23 protein-coding genes are annotated in these 24,119 nt (G+C 49.6%); 4 read left to right on the top strand and 19 right to left on the bottom strand.

Annotated elements, in window-relative coordinates; all coding sequences use genetic code 11:
* Positions 1-65 precede the first annotated feature (65 nt).
* The gene (locus B153_RS0129900) at positions 66-1,634 is read left to right on the top strand and encodes a RagB/SusD family nutrient uptake outer membrane protein (protein WP_026262558.1); all 1,569 of its coding nucleotides are present in this window, start codon (positions 66-68) and stop codon (positions 1,632-1,634) included.
* Between the two features lie 117 nt (positions 1,635-1,751).
* Here B153_RS0129900 and B153_RS0129895 read toward each other — a convergent pair whose 3' ends face one another.
* On the bottom strand, positions 1,752-2,600 hold the full coding sequence (locus B153_RS0129895) for a helix-turn-helix domain-containing protein (RefSeq protein WP_020600431.1): 849 nt from the start codon (positions 2,598-2,600) through the stop codon (positions 1,752-1,754).
* A gap of 164 nt (positions 2,601-2,764) precedes the next feature.
* Here B153_RS0129895 and msrA point away from each other — a divergent pair, with 164 nt between their 5' ends.
* From msrA to B153_RS0129880, 3 genes are all read left to right on the top strand, one after another.
* Positions 2,765-3,424 carry a peptide-methionine (S)-S-oxide reductase MsrA gene (gene msrA / locus B153_RS0129890; protein WP_020600430.1) on the top strand — a complete coding sequence of 220 codons (660 nt, stop codon included), beginning with the start codon at positions 2,765-2,767 and terminating at the stop codon, positions 3,422-3,424.
* A gap of 85 nt (positions 3,425-3,509) precedes the next feature.
* Positions 3,510-4,718: an MFS transporter gene (locus tag B153_RS0129885; RefSeq protein ID WP_020600429.1), complete on the top strand. Its 1,209-nt coding sequence runs from the start codon at positions 3,510-3,512 to the stop codon at positions 4,716-4,718.
* 233 nt (positions 4,719-4,951) lie between these two features.
* The gene (locus B153_RS0129880) at positions 4,952-5,566 is read left to right on the top strand and encodes a hypothetical protein (RefSeq protein ID WP_051097371.1); all 615 of its coding nucleotides are present in this window, start codon (positions 4,952-4,954) and stop codon (positions 5,564-5,566) included.
* Positions 5,567-5,576: 10 nt separating this feature from the next.
* On the opposite strand, the gene B153_RS0129875 is transcribed toward B153_RS0129880, so the two are convergent.
* The 18 genes from B153_RS0129875 to B153_RS0129790 all read right to left on the bottom strand — a co-directional run bounded on the left by B153_RS0129875 (position 5,577) and on the right by B153_RS0129790 (position 23,950).
* A complete protein-coding gene (locus B153_RS0129875) occupies positions 5,577-6,380 on the bottom strand; it encodes a ThuA domain-containing protein (protein WP_020600427.1) in 804 nt (267 codons plus the stop codon).
* An 87-nt stretch (positions 6,381-6,467) separates the two neighbouring features.
* Positions 6,468-6,605 carry a hypothetical protein gene (locus B153_RS37925; protein WP_020600426.1) on the bottom strand — a complete coding sequence of 46 codons (138 nt, stop codon included), beginning with the start codon at positions 6,603-6,605 and terminating at the stop codon, positions 6,468-6,470.
* A 4-nt stretch (positions 6,606-6,609) separates the two neighbouring features.
* On the bottom strand, positions 6,610-7,752 hold the full coding sequence (locus B153_RS0129865; protein ID WP_020600425.1) for an MBOAT family O-acyltransferase: 1,143 nt from the start codon (positions 7,750-7,752) through the stop codon (positions 6,610-6,612).
* The gene (locus B153_RS0129860) at positions 7,749-8,729 is read right to left on the bottom strand and encodes a hypothetical protein (protein WP_020600424.1); all 981 of its coding nucleotides are present in this window, start codon (positions 8,727-8,729) and stop codon (positions 7,749-7,751) included. The genes B153_RS0129865 and B153_RS0129860 overlap by 4 nt, the downstream gene beginning before the upstream one ends.
* Entirely contained in the window at positions 8,689-10,542 is a 1,854-nt protein-coding gene (locus B153_RS0129855; RefSeq protein WP_020600423.1) for an AMP-binding protein, read from the bottom strand. The genes B153_RS0129860 and B153_RS0129855 overlap by 41 nt, the downstream gene beginning before the upstream one ends.
* On the bottom strand, positions 10,535-13,213 hold the full coding sequence (locus tag B153_RS0129850) for a class I adenylate-forming enzyme family protein (protein WP_020600422.1): 2,679 nt from the start codon (positions 13,211-13,213) through the stop codon (positions 10,535-10,537). The genes B153_RS0129855 and B153_RS0129850 overlap by 8 nt, the downstream gene beginning before the upstream one ends.
* A gap of 11 nt (positions 13,214-13,224) precedes the next feature.
* Positions 13,225-14,751, bottom strand: a complete 1,527-nt coding sequence (locus B153_RS0129845) for a T9SS C-terminal target domain-containing protein (protein WP_020600421.1) — start codon at positions 14,749-14,751, stop codon at positions 13,225-13,227.
* A 110-nt stretch (positions 14,752-14,861) separates the two neighbouring features.
* Positions 14,862-15,416 (bottom strand): YdeI/OmpD-associated family protein, encoded by a 555-nt coding sequence (locus B153_RS0129840; RefSeq protein WP_020600420.1) that lies wholly within the window; start codon positions 15,414-15,416, stop codon positions 14,862-14,864.
* Complete coding sequence (locus B153_RS0129835) at positions 15,413-15,967, bottom strand: pyridoxamine 5'-phosphate oxidase family protein (RefSeq protein ID WP_020600419.1); 555 nt, start codon at positions 15,965-15,967, stop codon at positions 15,413-15,415. Before B153_RS0129835 ends, B153_RS0129840 begins: the two co-directional genes overlap by 4 nt.
* 7 nt (positions 15,968-15,974) lie before the next feature.
* Positions 15,975-16,958, bottom strand: a complete 984-nt coding sequence (locus tag B153_RS0129830) for a phosphotransferase (RefSeq protein WP_026262556.1) — start codon at positions 16,956-16,958, stop codon at positions 15,975-15,977.
* Positions 16,959-17,083: 125 nt separating this feature from the next.
* Positions 17,084-17,215, bottom strand: a complete 132-nt coding sequence (locus tag B153_RS38760) for a hypothetical protein (protein WP_020600417.1) — start codon at positions 17,213-17,215, stop codon at positions 17,084-17,086.
* 220 nt (positions 17,216-17,435) lie between these two features.
* The gene (locus tag B153_RS0129820; RefSeq protein WP_020600416.1) at positions 17,436-18,341 is read right to left on the bottom strand and encodes an NAD-dependent epimerase/dehydratase family protein; all 906 of its coding nucleotides are present in this window, start codon (positions 18,339-18,341) and stop codon (positions 17,436-17,438) included.
* 179 nt (positions 18,342-18,520) lie between these two features.
* Positions 18,521-19,432 carry a restriction endonuclease gene (locus B153_RS0129815; protein ID WP_026262555.1) on the bottom strand — a complete coding sequence of 304 codons (912 nt, stop codon included), beginning with the start codon at positions 19,430-19,432 and terminating at the stop codon, positions 18,521-18,523.
* A gap of 71 nt (positions 19,433-19,503) precedes the next feature.
* Positions 19,504-20,556 carry a sugar phosphate isomerase/epimerase family protein gene (locus tag B153_RS0129810; RefSeq protein WP_020600414.1) on the bottom strand — a complete coding sequence of 351 codons (1,053 nt, stop codon included), beginning with the start codon at positions 20,554-20,556 and terminating at the stop codon, positions 19,504-19,506.
* 90 nt (positions 20,557-20,646) lie between these two features.
* A complete protein-coding gene (locus B153_RS36185; RefSeq protein WP_020600413.1) occupies positions 20,647-21,090 on the bottom strand; it encodes a four helix bundle protein in 444 nt (147 codons plus the stop codon).
* A gap of 15 nt (positions 21,091-21,105) precedes the next feature.
* Positions 21,106-22,251, bottom strand: a complete 1,146-nt coding sequence (locus B153_RS0129800) for a Gfo/Idh/MocA family protein (RefSeq protein ID WP_020600412.1) — start codon at positions 22,249-22,251, stop codon at positions 21,106-21,108.
* Positions 22,252-22,361: 110 nt separating this feature from the next.
* Positions 22,362-22,805: a four helix bundle protein gene (locus B153_RS36180; RefSeq protein WP_020600411.1), complete on the bottom strand. Its 444-nt coding sequence runs from the start codon at positions 22,803-22,805 to the stop codon at positions 22,362-22,364.
* A gap of 8 nt (positions 22,806-22,813) precedes the next feature.
* Positions 22,814-23,950 (bottom strand): Gfo/Idh/MocA family protein, encoded by a 1,137-nt coding sequence (locus B153_RS0129790; protein WP_020600410.1) that lies wholly within the window; start codon positions 23,948-23,950, stop codon positions 22,814-22,816.
* Positions 23,951-24,119: the final 169 nt, after the last annotated feature.

The raw sequence follows: 24,119 nt of genomic DNA, 5'->3' as shown, positions 1-24,119 counted from the left end.
GAGCCATACATGGCGTGAAGCAAATGATCTAAATCTTTTCAAATTCATTGATACCTCATTAAGTTATGAGACATACACTCGTAAAAAATATAAGTAAAGTTCTGTTAGGCGGTATAGTGCTGATGGGGCCCGTCGGTTGTACGGATTTCCTGAAAGAACAGGCGCCTTCGAACCTCACTCCCACTAGCTTTTATACGATACCTGACCATGCCGAAGCGGCCATTGCGTCTGTATACGATAACCTTCGGTTTATGGGTGGTGGTGCTGGGATTTTCTCCAGCAACTGGCAGTTGCTGGAAGCGCTCACGGGTACATCGACTACAGAAACGGCTCAGAACTCCGATCTGAATAACCTCTATGGGCTCGTACACGATGGTAACACGGGGCACGTTGTTAACTATTGGAACGGTCTGTATAAAGTAATTGCGCAGGCGAATCAGGTGCTCGATAAAGTACCGGGTATTACGCCCATGGATGCAGCTCAGAAAGCCCGTATTCTTGGGGAGGCACGGTTCCTGCGGGCTTCAGCTTACTTTACGACGGTTCAGCTTTGGGGCGATATTCCGCTGATCACCAAGCCGCAGACCGCTGCTTCGGCCGATTTCCTGCCGACCCGTGCTAAAGTGGAGGATGTATACAAGCTGATCGTTGAAGATCTGATTGCTGCTGAAGCTGCCGGGTTACCCTGGATGGATGTAACGAATGGTCGGGTCAATCAGGCGGCTATCAAAACGCAATTGTCGAAGGTATATCTGACGATGGCTGGTTTCCCACTCAACAAAGGCGCAGCTTACTATAAACTAGCTGCCGATAAAGCCTTTGAGGTAATCACCTACGCCAACGCCAATCCCAGCACGATCAACCTGTTTACGACTTATAACGATGTACACAGCGAGTCGAAGAAAAATCAGCTGGAGCACCTGTTTATGATTCAGTACAATACGGTGGTGGCTGGTAACCCGATGGATAACTTCTACCCGAACTTTAAGCCAGTAACCTACAACGGACCGGGCGGAACGGGAAGCTCAGTACCAACGTCTACGTTCTACAACTCGTACGAAAAAGGCGATCTACGGGCTAAAGATCAGGACGGGTATTTCTACACGACCTACTATACCAATGGTAACGGGGCTCAATTCAGCCTGGGCGCTCCCTATGTGTTTAAGCACTTCAACCGGACGGCCAATGGTACGGCTGGTGTAGCTGGCACTCGGCAAAATAACCTGAACGTACCACAGATTCGTTACGCTGAAACCCTGTTGTTGTATGCCGAAGCGCAAAACGAAGTAGGTGGACCTACGCAGGCAGCGTATGATGCCTTCAAACGAATTCGGGATCGGGCCCAACTGACCACGCCTGCTCTGGGTACCTATACCCAGGCAACCTTCCGGGAAGCGGTTTGGCGGGAACGTTGGCACGAACTGGCCTATGAGCAAATCACCTGGTTCGATATGGTTCGGCTGCGGAAAGTTTACAACGAGAAAACCAATGGTTTCGACAACTTCGTTGGACACGTTAACCTGAGTTCGAACCAGCCTTTGCAGGAGAAGCATTTACTGCTCCCACTGCCGAAGCAGGAAATGCTGAACAATCCGAACCTGCGGCCACAAAACCCAGGTTACCCAGGCGTTTAGCCCTATAGTATTGACGATCGGGGCATTAGCCCCGGTAGTCAATACAAATTTGCATAGGTTTTAAAATGAGTTAGCAGAGTATAAACTCCCCGGCTAGTCTTAGCCGGGGAGTTTTGTTTAGCCCGTAAATGCTTTCCGGTAGGTACTAGGTGTCTGGCCTGTTACGGTTCGGAATGTTTTGTTGAAGTGGGAGAGGTTATTGAAGCCTACAGCAAACCCAACATCGGCAATGGAGCGGGCGGAGTGTAGGAGCCGTCGGGCCTGATTCACGCGGTACTCATTGACAAAATCGGTGAAGGTCAGGTGCGTCATACGCTTGAAATAGCGACTAAAAGCGGGGATAGTCAGGTTAGCCAAATCAGCTACCGTGCGTATATCGATCGGCTCGGCGTAGTGCTGTTCTACATAGTGGCAGATTCGATTGATACGCTCCTGCTCTTTCGGATTCAGGTCAAAACGGACGCCGTTGGCATATAAGGGCTCTACATCCGTCGTGTCGGCCAGGTGTTGCAGAATCCGTAACAGCATTAGAAACCGCTCAAATGGGGGGAGGCTGGGAAGTTCTTTAAGCCAGGGACCTATCTGTTTCTTCGTCTGGGTGCCAAATGTCAGACCCAGATGGGCCCGTTCGAATAGCCGTCTAACGGATGCCAGTTCGGGCTTTTGCAGAAACGGTTCGCCCATGAAATCTTCCCGCAACTGCACCACAATTTCTTCATAAAGCCCTTCCTTCCCGTAGCTGAAATTCAGATGCGGCAAATCGGGGCCAATAAATACTAATTCGCCTGATTCGTAGCACGATACGTTTGTTCCGATTCGACGTTGTCCATCGCCGAACGGAATGTATACAATCTCGTATTCGGGGTGGTAATGCCAGTAAACCCGGCAGGTTTCTGGCTCGGTGCTATGAATGACCCGGAACGAACTACCCGCTTCGGGCTCGATTTTTTCAAACTGAAGTTTCATTGGTAGTGGAGAAAAGGGAATAGGGGGAGGAGAGGGACGGAAAGTAGCTATAAACACCCTGCCTTTCTTCCCCTTCTTCCCTCTCGTCCTTTTCTCCTCTTGAAAAGAAACCGGAGATCCGTTTTAAACGTTTATATACCAACATACTGCTATCAGAAAACCCTATGAAATCAATCGTTGTCTATGCGTTGAGTCTGTTGCTGGCAGGCTGCGCGTTAGGTCAGTCGAAAGACTATACCCCTGCTAAACTTCCTGCCCTCAAACCCGGCGAAGCCGTCGCGAATTTTGCGGGTGGCTGCTTCTGGGCCATGGAAGAAGGCATGAATCAGCTCAAAGGCGTTCGGGAAGTTATTTCGGGCTATGCGGGTGGATCGGTCAAAAATCCAACCTACGAACAGGTTTGTTCTGACCAAACCGGGCATGCCGAAACGGTACAGGTGTATTATGATCCTAAAGTTATCAGCTATTCCCAATTGCTCGATGCTTTTTTTGCCGGACATGATCCTACAACGCTGAATCGGCAAGGCCCCGATGTCGGGCGGGATTATCGGTCGATCGCTTTCTACCGGACACCCGAAGAAAAAGCCGAAATTCTGGCGGCCATCAAACGGACCAACGAGTCGAAGCATTACGCAAATCCAGTGGTAACAGAGGTCGTACCGTTTTCGGTTTTCTACCCCGCCGAAACCTATCACCAGAACTATTTTGCGCTGCACCCCGACCAGCCCTATATCCGTGCCGTTTCGCTTCCGAAAGTTGAGAAACTGCGTAAAGCAATGGCAGGGCACCTTAAAAATAGTACGTCGTTGACAATGATTGACTAAGTATTGTCAATAAAAGGGTAATACAGCATTAATTGCGGGTAATGGATCGTTAAAATAGTCGGCAGGCGCCGGCTATTTTTGCATTATGAATACAACTGTTACATTCAATCGACTTCAACGTAATCTTTTCGTTCAGAACCTGCAAACGTTTTTTCTAAACCGGCAGGCGCTGATTGTGGGTTTGGTATTCGCATCAGACAGTCTGCTGTTTGGGAGTTGGGTGGCTCATATTCCGCACGTTAAAGAAAGGCTGCATCTTTCTGATGCCGAACTGGGTCTGACGCTTTTCGCCATGCCGATAGGGCTCATACTCATGAATCCGCTGACGGGGCTGATCATATCCCGACTAGGTGAAGCAAAAGCCTGTTTCTGGTCAGCGATCGGATTAACACTGGCCGTCTGTATTCCCATCAACGCCCCCAATATGGGAATTATGGCGCTGGGTTTGTTTTTACTGGGTCTGACCAGTGCTCTGCTTAACGTAGCCATGAATACGTCGGCAACGAATGTAGAGCGCTCGCAGGGAATTTCGATTATGTCCTCCTGCCATGGGATGTGGAGCCTGGGTGGTTTGCTGGGGTCAGGCATTGCCGGTACCGTAATTGCCCTTAATGTATCCCCGTCGGTGCATATGGCCATCATGGCTGGGATTATTCTGGTTGCTACCTTTTTGTTTCAGCCCATATTGCACACGATACCGTCGAGTAGTCGGAATGAATCAGGCGAGAAAGCCGGAGCTTCGTTTGTGATCCCTAATCTGGATTTGTCGCTGATGATCTTTATTGGGCTGGCCGTAGCCATGGGTGAAGGCGTAGCGCTGGACTGGAGTGCGGTGTACCTGCACGAAACGCTGGGGGCCAGTAGTCAGATTGCTGCCTTAGGATTTGGCGCATTTTCGCTAACCATGACCAGTTTTCGATTTTTGGGCGATGGAATCATTCCCCGGATAGGCGCTAAGCGCTGGCTTCAGGTAGGTGGTTTTCTGGGCGCATTAGGATTAATCATTGCCATTGCTCTGCCCTATCCGGCAACAGCCTTAATCGGTTTTGCTCTGCTGGGTGTTGGTTGTTCGTTAGGGGCACCAATTCTTTACAGCGCTTCCATGCGGGTGCCGGGTATTCCACCAGCGGCTGGTCTGGCAACTTTTGCAACGTTTAGTTTCATCGGCTTCCTGGCTGGTCCTCCCGTTATTGGCTTCGTGGCCGAATCATTTGGTTTGTATTATGGGTTGGGTTTAGTAGCTGTTATCCTACTTATTTCGGCGGGGCTTTCACGTATCGTGAAATTATTCTGAAAATGCTGAGTGGATGCGCGAGCCTGTTCTATTTGATGATGTACAGGACTCTCGTTTTATGAAACCAGCTTTGGGTATGCCTCCGATGGGGTAGAACGTTTAAAGAAAATAACCAGCGCTATAAACCTTTGGCCCCATTGGGAGCGTACTTTTCTAAGAAACAGTTCGTTCAACGGCTCGTTCTTAAGGCATAAAATGCGTAGTATTGTTATCCAGACTAGCCAACGAAAGTTATGACTGTTGCTGTTTCCACCATGCCTACTAAGCGAAGAAAATCAGGTGTGCCCGACTACCTGATCTATGAAACGCTCAACGGACGTCCGCTCTATCGACGGGGCTACCGGGAAGTATTGTCTGGTAAGAAAAAACCCGCCGAAATTATGGGAAGTAGTTCATTACAAGCCATGCTTGTTTCAGTGATACATGGATTTCTATTCATGCATATCGACCGCAAACGGTACTTGTTAGCGACAAACGAATCGGGTATTTATCTGGATAAAGGCAATAATCTCTCTAATGATATAGCCATTTTCGATAAAGCAACGGGACTGGTACTAACCGATAAGTACTTCAGTGTACCGCCAAAGGTTGCCATTGAAATCGATGTTCGTATTGAACCGGAAGAGTTTGAAAGGGGAGAGTCGGGGTATGTATACGCAAAGACCGAACGACTGCTGGAGTTTGGCGTTGAAACTGTAATCTGGATTACAACCTACCCCCAGAAGATTTTTGTAGCTACCCGTAGTTCGCCCTGGCTCACGCAAAACTGGGATGCTAATGTGCCGGTTCTGGATGACGTAGTGCTGAATCTGGCTGCGCTGTTAACCGAAGAAGATATCCAGTTTTAACGAATTGAGATCAGGGTTGCTCATAGCCTGATCCCCAAAAGATAGCATTGCGAAGAAGTTTAACGAAGGCCCCGTTTTTGAACAGGTCGGGGTGGTGACCCATAAAAATATAGACATTCCGCGCTTTCATGTGCTCGTTCGACCAGATTACCGGATGGTCGCCCCCCATTTTAATAGTTGAATTCGGAACGTAGGTCGATTCGTCGACCGTTGCCAGCACCTTCACATTCGGCCGTGGATTTTTGTTATAGGTGTACCACTCTTCTTTCTCAATCTCAAATGTGGCGGGTAGCCCCTTCAGGCAGGGGTGGCCTTTCGCTTCGACATGGACAGTGGCTCTGGCAAAACCGGGAATGTAATTCTTGTAGCGAATGCCGCCCATAAATTCGGAAAACCAGGGCCACATGGCGTACCCGTCGAATTCGCCCAGCAGCGACGCATGATGAAGGCCAACCCAACCTCCGTGTTTGCCTTCCGTGATGTACTTCCGGAAAGCTTCTTTAGCCGTATCGGTCCACATGTACGGTGGATAATTCAACTGGAGAAAGAGCTGATATTTTGCCAGAAAAACTTCGTTGATCGGTTTCGTATTTTCGATGTAATCAATCGTAAAATGGCCTTCTGTAGCTAGCTGAGCAAGCCACTTTTTGGCTTCGGCTACAAACGGTGCATGAACACCCCCATCTTTTTCGGCAATGGCTACTACCCGGAATCGGGGATTTGCGCTTTGGCCGACTGCGGAGACGTTAACCCCAATAAGTAGACTAAGTAAGCAGGTGTAAACGATGGTTTGGCGTAGCTGGCAACTAAACATGAGTGGTGGTTCTACTCGATCAGGGAATTTGCCTGTAAAAGATAGGGAATCGCGTAACCTACCGTTGCTGGGTTAGTTGATCCGCTATTACCAGTCGGCATAGCGAAACTGACCTGACGGGAGAAAATAGTAATAGAAAATCAGAAACAGGAGCAGCAAATACCAGAAGGCTGTCAAGATTCCGGCTGTCTTCGAACCAACGTATTTTTGCAAAAACTGGTACATAGCGTTAACGAGCGAATAGCTGGGTCAGGGTTTGTCCAACTGCCTGCCAGTTGTTTTTTTGAATGACGAGGCAGGTCAGACAGAAATAATGGAAGGTTATCAGCACACCCAACCCATGCATGACGTTCGAATGCCATGCGGGTTGTGCGGTTTTGGCTTCGCCTGAGGGGCGTTTGAAACGGTGCCAGATCAAAACCCCCAGCCCCTGCAAAGCACCCCATACCAGGTACTGGCTCGACCATTCGTGCCATAACCCCAGTACCAGCATAGCCCCCAGGGTAGCCAGCACAGGTTGTCGGGTTAGGCTTAGTAACGGTGTAAATACGTAGTCCCGGCACCAGCTCGACAATGAAATATGGTATCGCTTCCAGAACTCGTTCAGGTTAGAAGCGAGAAAGGGTGACTCGAAATTTTCGGGAACTCGTATGCCGATCAGCAGCGAAAGGCCAATGGCTACATCCGAAAAACCTGCAAACTGGATATAGGCATTTGTGGCGAACCGAATCAGGGAAAGATACGAAGCCAAGGATGGGTGATTAGGCTGTAAAGTATAGATAATATGGGCCAGCTTATTCGTCAGCAGCATATTTCCGATCAGTACAATCTTAGCATAGCCGTACAGTATTCGCTCCAGACCTGTCGAAAACAGGACCGCATCCCAACGTCGGCGACGGCTATCCCGATAAAAATCGGGGAAGCGATTTATTGGGCCTATTAAGAGTGTAGGCAGGAAAAACAGATAGGTTAAATAATCGGCGAAGTCGTGAACGGGTAAGGTTTGCTTGTAGCGCTCAATGGCGTAGTGAATCTGTCGGAAGGTATAGTATGACAATCCCAGCGGAACTCCAACCGTGGTTTGCCATCCCTGGTGCATCGGCCATTCAGATTTAAAGATTATCCAGACAAGTACCGACTGACTGATCGACAATACTACGCGCCAGGCCGGTGTCAGGGATTTCAGACGAAATAACCCATAACTCAAACTAGCCGTGAGGAGCAGACTAAGGGCCGATAGGGGGGAAGCTACCAGCATAAAACCAGCCGTAAGCACCGATACGGTCGGTAATTGCCAGCGACCAGGAAGTAACCAGGCCATCGGAGTGAGGCCGACCACCGAGAAGGCTATAATCCAGTTTAGTTCGTTCATCGTTGAGGAAGGGTAGCTACTGGGCAGATTTTATCAGCTAACCAACCCGAATAAATGGGATTACCGATGTGATTCAGATGAGCTTGATCCACAAAATACCGGAAGGGCATCGGCCGATCGAATTGCCAGTGTTCAAGATGGTAAAGCCGATGATACTGCTTGATTAAATCACGCAATAAGGGGTCGCGACCTTCGCCATAAATAACCGATTCCAAAACAGCAGGTCGTGGCAGATGTAATAAGATAAGCCGGGTGCCCGATTGATGAAGCTGTTGTAGGGATCGATATAAAGCGGGTAGTTCGGCTGGGGTGCGGACTTGACGGTGCCTGATTTCGGCAAGGGTTGTTGATAAGGCAGTCGTATCTACCTGATTCTGCACATGCTGCTCACGCGGAAAGCCTTGGAACAATACGCGCTCAGGATCGGGGGGGCGCAGACCAAGCTGAATTTTGAGGGATTTCACTTGTATTGTCAAATGGCGATTAACCGCATCAAATACGTTTTCTGCCTGGCCGGGGCTCAGAAAGTAGGGGAGCCGGAATAACAATAAGTTCTCTTCAATGCACAGAATATCAGGCGGGTACCGTTCCAGAAGTTTGAAGATAGGGGCGGTTTCGGTAAAGGCGTCGATGTTTACAGCTTCCCGGTACAGCTTTATCACCCGTATTCGTTTGCCACAACGACCTTCGAAAAAATCGGTGTCCGCTACGCCATTCTCTACCAGTGAAGTACCAAGAACTACCACACGAGTGACGGAGTCGGAACGCATACGCCATTCCCGGCGTAATACCGTTTCGGCATCGGTTGTAAATTGTTGGCTTAATGCCTTTTCTGACCGAACGGCCATACTGAACAATAAGCCAAACCCAAGCAGAACACCAAGGCCGGTAAGCCCCCAAACCCATAAGGGCGGAGCTGCGAAAACCGATTGGCGATTAGCGTGAACTGGTTTTCTGACGGGCGATGGATTCGGCATTTTGTAAACTATTCATCACCATGATTTCGGCCGTTTCGAATTCTAAACCCAATGCTTTTTCAAGCCGGATAACAAAGTCGAGGTGCGCCATCGAATCCCAACCGGCAATTGTGCGGGACGTATCGGTTGGCTTTAAGTCTGATACAGGTACTTTAAATGCCTGCGATGCTGCTTCCATCACCAGTTTGGTATAATCCAGACTGGTTGAAGTTGTCGAATTATCGAGCTGGCGAACTCGGTCGCGGATCAGATTGAGCTGCACTTTTCCCGATAGCCCTTTCGGCAAATCATCGAACAGGAAAATGGCGGTAGGGATTTTTCGCTCTTCGAGGTACTCCCGGCAAAAGGCAGTTAAGGCCAATTCGCTGAGATGGCTGCCCGGTTTAGGCACGACACAACTAATCAGGCGTTCGCCAAAAACATCGTCCGAAATACCAAAACTCACGCTTTCCACAACGTCGGGATGCGTGTTGAGAATTTCGGTGACTTCTTCAGGGTGAATATTGACGCCCCCCGATACAATGATATTTTTCAGGCGACCCGTTATTCGGTAAAAGCCATCGGTACTACGAATGGCTATATCGCCTGTATGCAACCAGCTTTGCTGCAATACGGCTGTTGTAGCGGATTCGTTGTGCAGATAGCCTTTCATGACATTGGCTCCGCAGAGAAGCAGTTCACCGGCTTCACCATCTGGCACTTCCTGCCCCGTTTCATCCACAATCCGGGCGACCATATCAACGGGCTTACCTACGGTTCCGATGCGATAACTATCGTCGGATGGCCCACTAAAGAGGCCTCCGGCTACAGTTTCGGTCAGGCCGTATACATTGACAATCCGGACGCCATACCGCTCGGAGAAAGCCCGCCAAAGCGGCTCTTCCAGATGGGACGACACGGAGATGATAAACTGGAAATCGCTGGTCTGGAAACTATCTTCGTAGCCATCGGCAAACCGCTGAATCAGCGCCAGCATCGTCGGAACGGCTATGAAATGGGTGATCCGATATTTATAAATGGCATCCAGCAACTCCCCGATCCGGTTGATTTCGAAGGCGAATGGACGCACACATACCGATGCCTGATAAGCCGCCAGCACTGGTCCCTGAATAATTCCGTCGGCATGGTACAGGAGCAGATTGTTCAATAGCCTTGACTCGCTAGTCAGGCCATACACCTGGCTGAGCGTCTGCAAATGACTGAACAAACCCTGATGGGTAATCTGTACGCCCTTCATGTCGGACGTTGTGCCCGATGTAAACAGAATGTAGGCTACGGTTTCCGGAGCAATCTGATTAGGTAGTGTGCCCGCAGACAGCGACTGTAGGAGAGCAGGATACGTGGTTGTATCGGTGGCGGACGCCGTTTTGCCTAATAGTTTTCGAAAGAGTTGTCCTTTCTGAGGCTGTTCAGGTTTAACCGATAGGGCCATCGAATAGGCTTTTGCGGCCGGAACCTGTTCGAAAAAAACGCCATCGGCAATCACACCTTTAGGCTCAGCCATCTGTAGAATCGATTCGGCACGGCTGGTTTTGGTATCAGGGTCAAGCAGAATGGCGGTCAGGCCGTTGGCCAGCAGGGATAGAAAGGTTAGAATGGTTTCCTTTTCATCGGCAATCGAAACAACAATCCGATCCCCTTCTGTCAACCCATACTGACCGAATAAGGCAGAGGCTTTTCGGATGCGTTCGCTCAGCTGAGCATAGGTGATTCGCTGGCCGGAAGTTTCGACAAATGAAGCAGTTGCATAGGCAGGAGTCGCCAATCGTTTGAACAAGGTTCCGGCATCCAGGTAAGAGGTAGGTTCAGTCATTCGAGAGGAGTAAGGTAAGTAAAGATTGTTTGGCTACTTTTCCGCCAGCCGTTCGCGGCAGGGTATCCAGAATTTTGAAAACAGTGGGTAGTTTACGAGGGCCAACACGTTCTCGCAGGTAGGCCGATACATCCGAGATCAGGTTGTCGTCGGTTTTGTCAGTCGAGTTGACGGTTAAAAAAGCCGCCATTGATTCTGTGTCATGGCGTATGAATGCGCATACTGTGGCATCACTAACCGATGGATGCGTGAGCAATTGCGCTTCAATTTCCGACAGGTACACAATTTCGCTATGGGCGTTTTTGATGCGTTCACTGCGTCGGCCACACAGGGTGAAGCTTCCCGATGGATTCACAACGGCCAGATCGCCCGTATACAGCCAACCAGCCACGATAGGCGATTCGGTAGGCACTCCCACGTAAGGGCCGGTCATGTTGTTTTCTCCGTAAATCCGTAACTCTCCGACCTGGCCTGTACCCACTGGCCGATGTTGTTCATCGACGATCTGCGCCAGGCAACCCACAGGCCAGCCAATAGTATCCTGATCAGCCCGTAGCAGATCAGGCCGTTCGGCCAGACAGATGCCCGCCGTTTCGGTCAAACCATAATAATTAGCGATAGGCCGACGAAAGACCTGGCTAAACGATTGACGTAGCTCTGTGGTGAGGGCGCTGCCTGTACTCATTACGAGCCGTAGCGATTGCACATGTAAAGCGACTCGCCTATTGTACTGTAACCAGTGCCGTAATAAGGAGGGATTGGTAGCCAGTAGAGTGGCCTGACCGGCTGCAATGGCTTCAGCTAGGCCCAGGCCCGATTGCCGATGAGCCGCCTTCGGAATAACGACAGCGGCCCCGACTTCGGCAGGTGAACTGGTTACATTCCGAAGACCGCTCATCGCATCAAGGTTGCCCGTTGCTATAAATCGGTCCGTTTTATCCCATCCGAACGTTTCGGTAATGAGTCGGCCACTCCGGTAAAGCTGCCCATGGGTCAGTGGAACGCCTTTAGGCTTACCCGTCGAGCCCGACGTAAACAGGATGGCAGCTATCGTCTCCGATGTACAGGTAATCGGCTCAGTGTTTTCATTGGCCTGAGCGATCCAGTCAGCAAACCATTGGGCATTTGTGGGCGGTTCGCCAGGTGAATCGGTGTCCAGCCAGATGACGGGTTGTGTGCTACTGCCGAAAAATGGGACATCGGCCGTAGTAATCACAAGTGAAGGCTGAACCGAATCGATTAGGTCAGTTAGGACCTTTTCTGGAATTTCCTGACTAACCGGAACTATGATTAAACCCAATTGCCAGCAGGCCCAGCTCAGCAGAATGCTTTCGACATGCAATGAGGCTACAATCAGCACCCGGTCGCCGGGTTTCAGGCCGTCGCTGTGGAGTCGATCTCGAATCTGGCCAATGATCTGATCCGCTTCGGCATAGCTAAATGTACTATCATCGTCCAGGTTACAAAAAGCAGGCTGGTCGCCGTACAGGCTGACTGACCGTTGCCAGAGCCTGGAAAGGGTTTGTTCGGAATAGGGTATTTCGTAGGTCTGAAAGCTTAGGTAATGTTGCAGCCGTGCCCCCGAACCGCCGACCGGGACCAATTGAATTAAATCCCGTTGCGCCAGTTCCCCAATCAGCGGTCGAAGTTGATCAACGGATTCTCCCAGCCGGATAGCTATGTCCAGAACGGTCAATTGTCGGGATGCCCAGTACACAAACTGTAAGGCACGTTCAGAAAGGATGTAGCCATCGGATGCCCGAATCAGTTCGCTATAAACCGGGTGGCGTTCCAGTAAATGACCGACAATTCCGGAAAGATGATCGGGCCGACATTGAACAAGGCCGGATGGATAATCAATGTGAACCATAGGATTCACCAAAACCCGGGCGGTAGTCCAGTTGGGCTCTTCATGGAATCGAAAGGGGGATAGGCAAAGACTGCTCCAGGTCGCTGGCAAAATAGCAATCAGGGCATTGTAAGCGGTTGTATCAGGTGTACTTTGCAAGGGTAGGCAAGTACCGGCCGGGGCTATCCGATTGAACGTAAACAGATCAGGCTCCGAAAAAATGAAAGCCCGTCGGTCGCCAATCTGGCTGACTTGTGCGATCTGGTCTGCATAGGTGAGCCCGGTTCGTAAATACCCACCGCGTTTGAAATACGGTACGGGTTCCGCATTGGCTAAATGGACATGCGGAAAAATCATGGCACCATCAGCTTCCAGAATACGCGTTAATTCGCCGAGAAAGCTTGATAACTCATGCCGGTGGAGTACATCCATTCCGATAACCAGGGCAACGCTATGATCGGATAAGGGAATAGGTTTCTGTAAATCCTGGAACAGAACCTCCACATTAGTGGGAGCTTCTGGCCCTGAAAACCAGAATGCATACCCTTTGTATCCCAGCACGTCGCGGTCACCTTCCCAGATGGTCAGGATGTTCTGGTCTGGAAATAACCCAGCCAGCAGGGATGTAAACCACCCCGATCGATCCCAAAGATTCAGAATGGTATCGCCCGGTTTTAGGCGATTCTGTACCAGCTGAATAAACGGGAAAAAGGCCTTTGTCGCTTCATTGAACGGTTGAAATGCGCTGTAGGCATCTACTAAAGGGCGACGGCCCTTACGGCGAATAAACTCTTCGTAGTGGTGTAGATCTTCTTTACTCATGGAATAACGGCTCACCGAATCAGACTCAGCGGGCCATGTTCCTGCAAATATTTAACTTTTTGGCCATGTTTCAATTCATAAATGATCTTCCAGGCGTAAACACCAAGTTCACAGATTTCGCCATGGTAGTATCCGTCCCACTGAAAAGGAGCCTTATTCGTTTTAAATATAACTTCGCCCCAGCGATTATAGATCGCCAATGAGGTAATGGTAATATCACCGCAACCATAGGCCAGAAATACATCGTTCTGGCCATCTCCATTCGGTGAAAAACTGTTGGGAGCGTATAGCAAACAGTCACAGGCTCCGTAGTCGATCTCGATGGAGTCGGTCACGGTAGCGCAGTCGTTTTTCACGCGTCCCCAATACACCCCTGAGCTAGACACTGTGCGGTTGGTACTCGCAAAACCGTCGATCCAGCTAAAAGTCCCTTCCGTTACGGTAGGCTTGATAGTAAATACCTGAGCACCACATAGTTCTGTGTCGGGCCCTAAATCAAGTGTGGGCGGACGAATGAAGCGCACCTGAATGGTATCGGTTGCCACGCACTGAGCTTGCGTTACCCGAATACTGTACGCGCCCTCCTGTTTGACGGTATAGGTTGTTTGGGTGGTGCCATCCTGCCAGCGATAGGTTGAGGCCGAATCGTAAGGCACTTTCAGGTTTAGGGTTTGAGCGTTACAGAGCGTCGTGTCATTGCCCAGGTCGAAGTCGAGAGCGTACTTGATGGTGATGGAGTCCTTCAGAATTCGGCAGGCCGTAACGGCTGTAACAGCGTACTTACCCGGCTTTGTGACCAGAAAGGTAGGCTTGGTGCTGCCATCCTGCCAGCGATAGTCAATAGCGCCCGGTGTGGTAGCGTCGAGCTGATAGGTATCTTTCCGGCTGCACAGGGTACTATCCTGGCCCAGGTCGAGCTTTACCTGTACCAGCGATACATCGTCGACAAACAGGTAATAATAGCCCAGAAAACCAGGCAGAGTCACAAAACTGCCAATGGTGAGGTATCGTTCGCCCCCTTCGGCATTGATTATACCCGAAACGCGCTGCCATTGCAGATTCCCCATACTGTTTCTGGGAATATGATCGAGCACTTGCGGGCGGGCTTTTAATAGACCTGTTGTGGTTCCGCTGATGGGCTGACTGGATACATACGCGCCAACGGTTTCGGGGATGACCTTGCCTGGAGTATTGGTCGCGATGTACATCTCAAAATAGTAGCATTGATTGGCCGTAAGCGGCTCTGTCAGTTCAATACCCAGATATTCGGCCCAATCGACATCGAAAAACAAATGTGCTACCCCATTGCCCGAGTGCGGGGGCAGAATCAACTGGCCAAAATCGAAGCAGTGGTGGTAAAAATCGGGAGTGGCTTTGTTGGGATTATACCAGGGAATAGCCTCCTCCAGTTGGTTGTCATGATGAGGGCAGTCCCGGAAGGTTTCGAAACTGCCATTCCGAACCAGATTCTGGGCAATAGCTATACCCGGCAAGTAAAAAACAAGCCAGAGAAGGGTTCGGAATGATCCGCTCAACATAGCTTTAGAATACGCTGGTCAGGTTAGGAAAACGGGTATCGAATATACGGTTTTTTCGGCCAATACGATTGCGGACCCGGAAAGGTTGCCTGATGCTAAATGCCTTGTTGTTAGATTCGTTTCCCTTCGGCACTATAGGCAATAAGCTTGTCGAGTCGGCTTTGGCGGGTTGCTGCCTGTTTGGCACTCATAACCCAGTTCATCATCACTTTACGATACCAGGGAGCCTGTTTTTCAAAGAATGCCCACGCCTTATCCTGCGCCCTGAACGTCTGCTCGAATTCAGTAGAGAAGCGAACGTCGTCCTGTTCATAAGCATAGATTTTCGACTTGTGCTCCTGGCGTTTTTCGTAAGCGGCTAACCCGGCCGGTTGCATCAATCCCTGGCGCGTTAAAGCATCAACTTTCTGAATATTGACCGCACTCCAGATGCTGGTAGGCTTTCGGGGCGTGAACCGGATGGTGTAGCTGTGTTCGTCGTAGGATCTGCGGACACCGTCGATCCATCCGAAACAAAGCGCCTGATCGACAGACTCCGACCAGGTCATGCTGGGCTTCCCCGAACCGACTTTATAAAAACCAACCAGCAATTCCTGCTGCTTGTTGTGGTTGTTGGTCAGCCATTCCCGAAAATCGGCCTGAGTCGGAAAGAAGGTGGGGGTCATTGAGTCAATCCGAGTGTAGTTGGCAACCCATCGAGGCTAACCAGATTCTTTTCCTGCATATAATCGATAAGGCCATCCTTGCCTTTTTTCTCGGCCCAGTCGAAATGAATGTCGCGCTCGCCCGCATAATCGAACAGGGGCACACCAAAACCGCAGGAGGTTTGTACCAGATGAATATCGGCCACGATGAGCTGGCGGGTACTTGGGTAGATGGTAAAGTGGGGAGCGTATTCGGCCCACTCCGGTGTGTCGGGCAGGATGGTAGTGCCTTTGCCATACAGGCGGAGAATATTGGGGGCTCCCGCGAATGAACAGAACATGAACGTAATCCGGCCGTTTTCGAGCGTATGGGCTGAGGTTTCGTTACCGCTACTAATCAGGTCCATATAGGCTACTTTATGTTCAGACAATACCCGAAAACAATCGAGACCTTTAGGAGACAGGTTGACATGCCCATCCGGACTAAGCGGGGCCGTGGCAACGAAAAAAATATGCTGCTCCTCTATGAATTTCTTGTGAGCAGGCTTAATCGAGTCGTGAAATTTGCCCATGTCTGTATTACAGCTGCAATTGGTTGAAGTCGAACCAGCGTTTGATTCGCAAGTTAATAAATCGCTTCAGGTACATCTCGTTCAGGAAACTGTTCGACCAGTTTTCGAAGCGATCACACTGTACACCGATGTAAAAAAAGTAAATGCTTTCACCAAGCATAGGCAAAAGTCGTTTTTCTTCGTCGCTAATGGGTGTGATGGCTTCGTAACCACGTAGGAAAGCTTCTTTCTTTTTGTGGAACTCGGTCACGTCGGTTTCGGTGCTGTGAATTTGCAGGATGTAGTAGGCAATGTCGAGACAAAGTAGACCATTGCCACAGAAGTCAAAGTCGAACAGGGTGACGGTGCCGTCTTTCGCAATGTTCAGATTATCGAACCAGATGTCCAGATGCACAACGCCCTGCCGGGTTTGGGAGTAGTCGATGCTGGCAAATTGGTTCAGCAGATACTGTTGCGTCGAGAGCATAAATTGCATTTCGGACGTATCGGCGGGCAGAAATGGTCTGAACTTCTCCATCGAATCCACCAGCAGAGTCTTTGCAGTGTACGTTACTCGATCCAGCGTCAGCGTCAGTTGGTGGAACCGAGCCATGATCTGGCCAATTTTGTAATGGATGTCCCCTGGGAAGGTCAGTAATTTTTCGCCCTTTGCAAAGGAGAAAAGCACGCCAAAACGGGGCCCCTCGGGCGCATTTAGCACCTGGATGTAATTGCCCGTGGCATCTGGCATGGGATAGGATACCGAAATTTGGGCATCCTTAACCAGATTCAGGAGCCTGATTTCTTCCAGAATGTCGGTTTGGGTACGCCAGTTCAGGCTGTAGACTCGGAAAACGGCTTTGTTTGCTCCGTCGCTAACCAGATACGAATGGTTAATTCCTGCTTTTAGCAATTGGCAGGTAGTATCTGAGCTAAATGAGTAGGGTTTCTGTAAAAACTGGGCGAGATGAGCCGGAGAGAGGATAGAGGAGGAAACAGGAAAGGATTGCATGGGACAAAGGTAGCCCAGGCAAAGCGCTTTTCCAGAGCCAATAAAGCATCGGTGCGTTACTACCCTTTAAATCGGGCCGCATCCAGAATAGACCAGAGGTGAATGATCCAGCCAAGCATAAAAAATCAGAGAATACCCGCCAGCACAAACTGAATGATGGCAATCAGCAAGCGCCCCTGTAATAGCTGACCTAATCCCGGAATAAAGAAACTACAAAGGGCGGCCAATACATTTCCACCCGATCCTTGTCCTGCCATCGTGTTTGTATTTAAAAGTGGTCATTATCTATCTAGGACACTGTAATGTAAGTATCTGAGTGTTTTCAGGCATTCCGACGAAGGAGGAAGCTTCAAGTGAGTAAGGAAAGTCAGACTTGTCCGAAGATTCCTCCTTCGTCGGAATGACAGAGAACTTAGATTGTAATGTAATTTATCGCTACGGTTTTTGTACGTACAGCCCCAAGTATGTTGGTGTATATTACGACGCCCAGTTGACGTAGTTTCGCCAGTTGTGTTGTTCGCTGAATCCCAGTACTTCCCGGATTTTACGGTTCGAGAATAAGGCTTCATATTCGCCCAGTTCGCGCGTGATAGGCACACCGGGGAAGAATTTTTCAGCCAGTTCTCTGCTTGGCATGACAGCCCCGTTGTGATCGTTTCCGGCATTGAAAATCTGAAAACCAAGGTTGTCTTTTTGTAAGCACAAATTCACGATTTGGCCCAGATCACGGGCGTCGATGTAGCAGAAGGCGTTTCGACGCCGTACTTCGGGGTGCTGAAAATAATAGGGAAAGAGGTCGGCGTATTCGTGGGGTTCAATCACATTACCGATACGAAGTGCATAAATATCAATTCCTGATCGTCGCTGGAAGGCACGGGCTGTTTTTTCATTGACCACCTTCGATAACCCGTAGCTGTCCATGGGATCGACATCATAATCCTCTTCCAGCGGCAGAGACGTGGGGTCTGTCTGGCCATCGGAAAAACAGATCCCGTAGGTAGTTTCTGACGAAGCAATAATGATCTTTGGGATACCTAGTTTAACGGCCGCTTCAATCACATTATAAGTGCCAATGGTATTGACACGAAACGTTTCATTGTCCGGCTTAATTAAAATTCGGGGAACGGCGGCAAAATGAACAACCGCATCAAACCGGGGTACGCCCGTACCGGGCTCCAGTTCATCCAGACCGGCGTACGAACTCATGGCATTAAACATTTGCCCGGAATCCGTAATATCGGCTATCAGATTATACACCCCTGGATGATTCAAGGGGGTAAGGTCTACATTCATGACCGTATGACCCTGATCGAGTAGGTAAGGAATAACGTGCTTTCCGGCTTTTCCAGAGCCTCCAGTAAAAAATATGCGCTTTTTTGTCATGAATAATACGGGTTTCGTGTGGGTTCAAGGCATCTAAAACCACCAAGCTCTGGTATGCGATAATGACGATCGGTAAGTGTCCCTATAACAACTGCCCTAATCCCGGAATGAAGAAACTACAAAGGGCCGCCAATACATTTCCACCCGAACCTTGTCCTGACATGGTGTTTAGATTTAGGTTATTCGCTACTGAAGTAATCGTTATCGATACGCTTTACTTCAAAAGTCTGCTGTAAAGCGACTCCGAGATTATAATCAATCATTAACTGAGCCAATTGTTCACCATCAATTAACACTATTTTGGTCTCATTGCGTGGGACATACTCAAGTGCTTCACGAGTAAACGATGAGGTTGTTATAAAAATGCCTTTTTTAGCCCCCTGCCCTGCTAAAGCTCCGATAAATTTGTGTATCTCTGGACGGCCAACTATGTTACCCGGCTTCCAGCGTTTGGCCTGGATGTAAATGATGTCTAGGCCAAGCTTATCTTCTTTAATCGTTCCATCAATACCTTCATCACCACTTTTACCAACAGCTTTACCTGCATCTTTTATCGATCCTCCATAACCCATACGAACAAGTAATTCTACAACTAACTTTTCAAAGAATGCAGGTGGAAGACTAATCACCTTGTCAAGTAAATCCTGGGCAAGGGCTTTTCGAATACTTAAGTACGAGGCTTCCAGTGTTTCCTCAGGCGTTTGCGTAAGAACAGCTACGGGTTCTAAATCGTCGTTATCCTGCTTTTTGGTATTTTGAAATTCAAGGAATTCTGGAAATTGGCGTAAAAAGGCTACGTTTAGTTGCTGCGGCTTTTGGCGCAGTACGTTTTTACCTCGTTGGGTAATTATAATGATTCCTCGTTTAGGGGAATCGAGAATACCTGCTTTCTTAAGGTATGTCCTAGCCCAACCTACCCGATTGCCAAAAAGAAATGTCTGCCCGCTTGGTAATAATTCAGCTCGTTCTTCATCAGTCAAACCAAATTGGTTACCTAGTGTATCAACGAGATTGGTAAGTTTATATTCACCTCCATCTGCTACAAGTTTGAGCAGTGGTAACATGATACTTTGATAGTCAGGGATAGGCATAGGAATAATAAAAAATATGGGTGCCAACATACAAGAATGGCACCCATTTGATAGGAATTCGCAGTTTGAGCTTATAGTCCCAATACCTTCTTGTTAAAGGCTTCGTCGGCACCTGTTCCAGCGAAATCGTCGAAGGCACGTTCGGTGACGCGAATGATGTGACTTTCGATGAACGGTGCTCCTTCGGCAGCTCCCTGTTCGGGGTGTTTCAGGGCACATTCCCATTCGAGTACTGCCCAGCGATCGTAGTCGTACTGTGCCAGTTTTGAGAAGATACCCGAGAAGTCAACCTGTCCGTCGCCCAGTGAGCGGAAACGGCCAGCCCGTTCTACCCAACCCTGATAGCCGCCATACACGCCCTGCTTGCCCGTTGGGTTGAACTCGGCATCTTTTACGTGATAGGCGAAAATCCGCTCGTGGTAGAAATCAATGAATTGCAGGTAATCGAGTTGTTGCAGCACAAAGTGGCTGGGGTCGTAGTTGATACCGACGCGTGGATGATTGCCCGTTTTTTCGAGGAACATCTCGAACGTGATTCCATCGTGTAGGTCTTCGCCGGGGTGTAGTTCATAAGCCAGGTCGACACCAGCGTCTTCATAAGCATCCAGAATCGGCTTCCAGCGGGTAGCCAGTTCGGTAAAACCCGTTTCGACCAGACCAGCCGGACGCTGTGGCCAGGGGTAAACGAACGGCCATAGCAGAGCACCCGAGAAGGTAGGGCTGGCTTTAAGGCCGAGATTTTTGCTGGCTTTGGCCGTCATAATCAACTGGTCGGTAGCCCAGGCTTGTTGTTCTTTGGGTTTTCCTGCCAGTTCGGCGGGGCCGAACCCATCAAACATGGGACCATAGGCCGGATGGGTAGCCACCAATTGCCCTTGCAGGTGCGTAGCCAGTTCGGTGATTTCAAGGCCCATGTCGGCCAGCTTGCCTTTCAGTTCATCGCAATACGTCTGGCTTTCCGACGCCTGTTTCAGGTCGATCAAACGTGCATCCCAGGTTGGGATCTGGATACCTTTGTAACCCAGATCGGCCATATATCTGGCGATGGAATCGAGCGAGTTGAAGGGTTCTGTATCACCTAAAAATTGGGCAAGGAATATGCCCGGACCTTTCATTGTTTTCATGCTGTTTAAAGAGCGAAAGAGCGAAAGAGTGAAAGAGTGAAAAATGGCTTACGTCAGATTTTTCGCTCTTTCACTCTTTCGCTCTTTAAATCAGTCGCTCACTGTTTTACGGGATTTTGAGAGAATTTTTAAAATTTGGTAGCCCTCGTCAATTAAATCTAATAATCGGTGTTCAGGTACTAGTTCAGTAAAAATGAGCGTTTCTAACCAAAAAAGTGATTCGTCTAACTCTTCAATGGTGACACTGAGTTTGGCATAATACTCTTTTTGGCTTCGGCCTCGTCGAACGGCTCGAAAGTTAGCGGCTGAAGAAGAGGACGAGCGAATAAGCTGATGGCCAAAATGTTGGGCGTCGTAGTCTTTCGACAAGGTGCGATACACTTTTATACAACGAAGCATAAATTGCTTCAGTCGTTTTTCAAGATCATCCAGAAACTGACTTTTCGATTGACCCGAGTAGTCCACCCAAGCTTCCTGAACAATGTTTTCCAGTTCTTGTAGATTCTCGCTGTTATATATCGCTCTTTCACTCATTCGCTCATTCACTCTTTAAATTTCCACCCACGCCTGCTTCCGGTTGGATTCCAGAATTTTCTCGCAGATGAGTAATTCGCGGTAACCGTCGGCGAAGGTCGGGAAGCTGGGGTTTTCGGGCATCTTACCAGCAGCAACGGCCTCGTATACCTCTTTGAATAGCTGCTTCGACGTATCGGGGAAGCCTTCGTTGTGGCCACCGGGGAACGAAATCACCGAACGAGCTTCGGGGTGAGCCAGCGATGGGTCGCGCATGAAGGCTTCGTTGGCCCCGTCGCGGTTACCGATCCACATCTCGTTGGGGGCTTCGGAATTCCAGGCGTAGGTTTTCTTCGAGCCCGCAATTTCGAGTTTCATCTGGTTTTTGCGCCCCGCCGATACCTGCGATACCGTGATGCTGCCTTTGTTGCCGTTGTCGAAACGAAGCAATACGTTGGCATGATCTTCGGTATTGATGGGTACGTCGGCATAATCTTCCGGCTTCAGCATCTTACCCGAATATGTTTCAACGGGTTTCAATGGCTTCTTACGCACTTTATGGATGGTATTGAAATCGGCCATAACAGCTACCGTTTTCAGTCCTGTAATGTATTCCAGGCTGTCCATCAGGTGCGATCCAATGTCGGCAATGGCCCGCGAATCGCCCGATTTGTCGGGTTCGAGCCGCCAGTTGTAGTCTGTATCGTAGAAAAGCCAGTCCTGTAGGTACGAGCCGATCACCGAATATACATCGCCCAGATCGTTCTGCTCGCGCATCACTTTCATCTGCCGAACGAGCGGGTAATAGCGCAGGTTGAAGTGAACTGCATTGACCAGGCCGGTTTCTTTAGCCAGCGCAACCAGTTCTTCGGCTTCGTGCAGGTCTTTGGCCAATGGTTTTTCGCAGACCACGTGCTTGCCTGCCAGCAAAGCCGCTTTCGACTGCGAGTAGTGCAGGAAGTTGGGCGTGCATATATGAACGACCTTAATGTCGTCCATTGCTAGCAGTTCATCAAACGTACAGGAACGTTCGATACCCAGCTGATCAGCTTTCTGACGGGCCAGTTCGGGGGTTACTTCGCAAAGGGCAAGAACATTCGTGTTCGGCAGGCGACGCAGGGCTTCGATGTGCGCGGGGCCGATGAATCCGGTGCCAACGACACCAATATTGATTTTTTGCATGAGGGGCTTAAAGAGCGAAAGAGCGGTTTCAAAGAGTGAAAGAGTGAAAGAGTGAAAGAGCGTCTTCCGCCATTATCACACGTTCACTCTTTCACTCTTTCTCTCTTTTTTCAGTCGCTCACTGATTTACGGGATTTAGAAAAAATTTTTAACAGTTGATATCCTTCATCTATTAAGTCGGCCAGGCGAGGCTCAGGTACTAGTTCAGTGAAAATAAGGGTTTCGAGCCAGAAGAGTGATTCGTGTAACTCTTCAATGGTGACACTGAGTTTGGCATAATACTCCTTCTGACTTCGCCCCCTACGAACAGCCCGAAAGTTAGCTGCCGCCGAGGAAGATGAGCGAATAAGCTGATGGCCAAAATGTTGGGCATCATAGTCTTTCGACAAGGTGCGATACACTTTTATACAACGAAGCATAAATTGCTTCAGTCGTTTTTCAAGATCATCCAGAAACTGACTTTTCGATTGACCCGAGTAGTCCACCCAAGCTTCCTGAACAATGTTTTCCAGATCTGGTATAGTCTGGCTGTCGTATATCCCTCTTTCACTCATCCGCTCTTTCACTCTTTAAACTTCGTCCACTTCGTGGAGTCGTCCTGGCTGGAGGCAATCACCGTGTCGATGAAGGCCAGGCCACGGACGCCATCCGCTACCGAGGGGAAATCGTATATAGGGTCAGGTTCCCGGCCTTCCATATGAGCTTTTACGGCGAAGGCGAAGTTGCGATATAGGTTGGCAAACGCTTCGAAAAACCCTTCGGGATGGCCCGATGGTAACCGCCAGTGGGCTTTAGCAGCCGCCGACAGGTCGCCAACGTTCGGACGGATAATTCGCTGACCTTCCTGGGTTTTGTATTTGAGCGTATTAGGTTCCATCTGATGCCATTCCAGACCACCCAGTTCGCCATATACAAAAATTTTCAGCGCGTTTTCTTCGCCATTGGCAATCTGGCTGGCATGCAGAACCCCTTTGGCCCCCCCCTCGAAACGCAACAGCACGTTACCATCGTCGTCGAGCAGACGGCCCGGAACGAAGGTGCTCAGATCAGCACAGAGCTCGGCAATTTGCAGGCCGGTAACATACTCGGCCAGGTTTTCGGCATGGGTACCAATATCGCCCATACAACCGGCAGCCCCTGATTTCGATGGGTCGGTACGCCAGATGGCCTGCTTGTAGTTGTTGTCTTCTTCTTTTTTCGATAGCCAGCCCTGCGGGTACTCGACCACCACTTTCCGAATCTTACCCAGTTTCCCGTTTCGTACCATGTCGCGGGCTTCTTTCACCATCGGGTAGCCTGTATAATTGTGCGTCAGTCCAAATACCAATCCCGATTTTTCAACGATTTCGGCCAGTTCTCTGGCTTCTTCCAGGTTGAGGGTCATAGGTTTGTCGCACATCACATGGAAGCCATTTTCGAGCGCCATTTTGGCAGGAGGGAAGTGCATGTGGTTGGGCGTTACGATGGAAATAAAATCCATCCGCTCCCCTTCCGGTAGGGCCTTCTCTTTCTGGATCATTTCCTCGTAGGAGGAATAAACCCGATCTTCGGGCAGGTACAACGCATGACCAGTCGCTTTTGATTTGTCGGGCGATGAACTGAAGCAGCCACAAACCAGTTCAATTTCGTTGTCCAGGCTGGCGGCCCGGCGGTGAACAGCGCCAATGAAGGCATCGAGCCCTCCGCCAACCATACCCATTCGCAATTTTCTGTGCATTGGTAATGAAGTTGAGAGTAAACAGGGTGAAAAGCGGTTTACAGGGGGCTGTTTACTATAATTTATGGCAAGTTTCGGGTTTCAGGTTCGGCGTTTCGCTCAGTAAACCTGCAACTTGCAACCTAAAACCGTTCAACGTCTTTTCAGGCAC

The sequence above is a fragment of the Spirosoma panaciterrae DSM 21099 genome (genome assembly GCF_000374025.1).
Taxonomy (GTDB): Bacteria; Bacteroidota; Bacteroidia; order Cytophagales; family Spirosomataceae; genus Spirosoma; species Spirosoma panaciterrae.
Note: the sequence above shows the minus strand (reverse complement) of the source record. Positions and strands in the feature narration are given on the sequence as shown.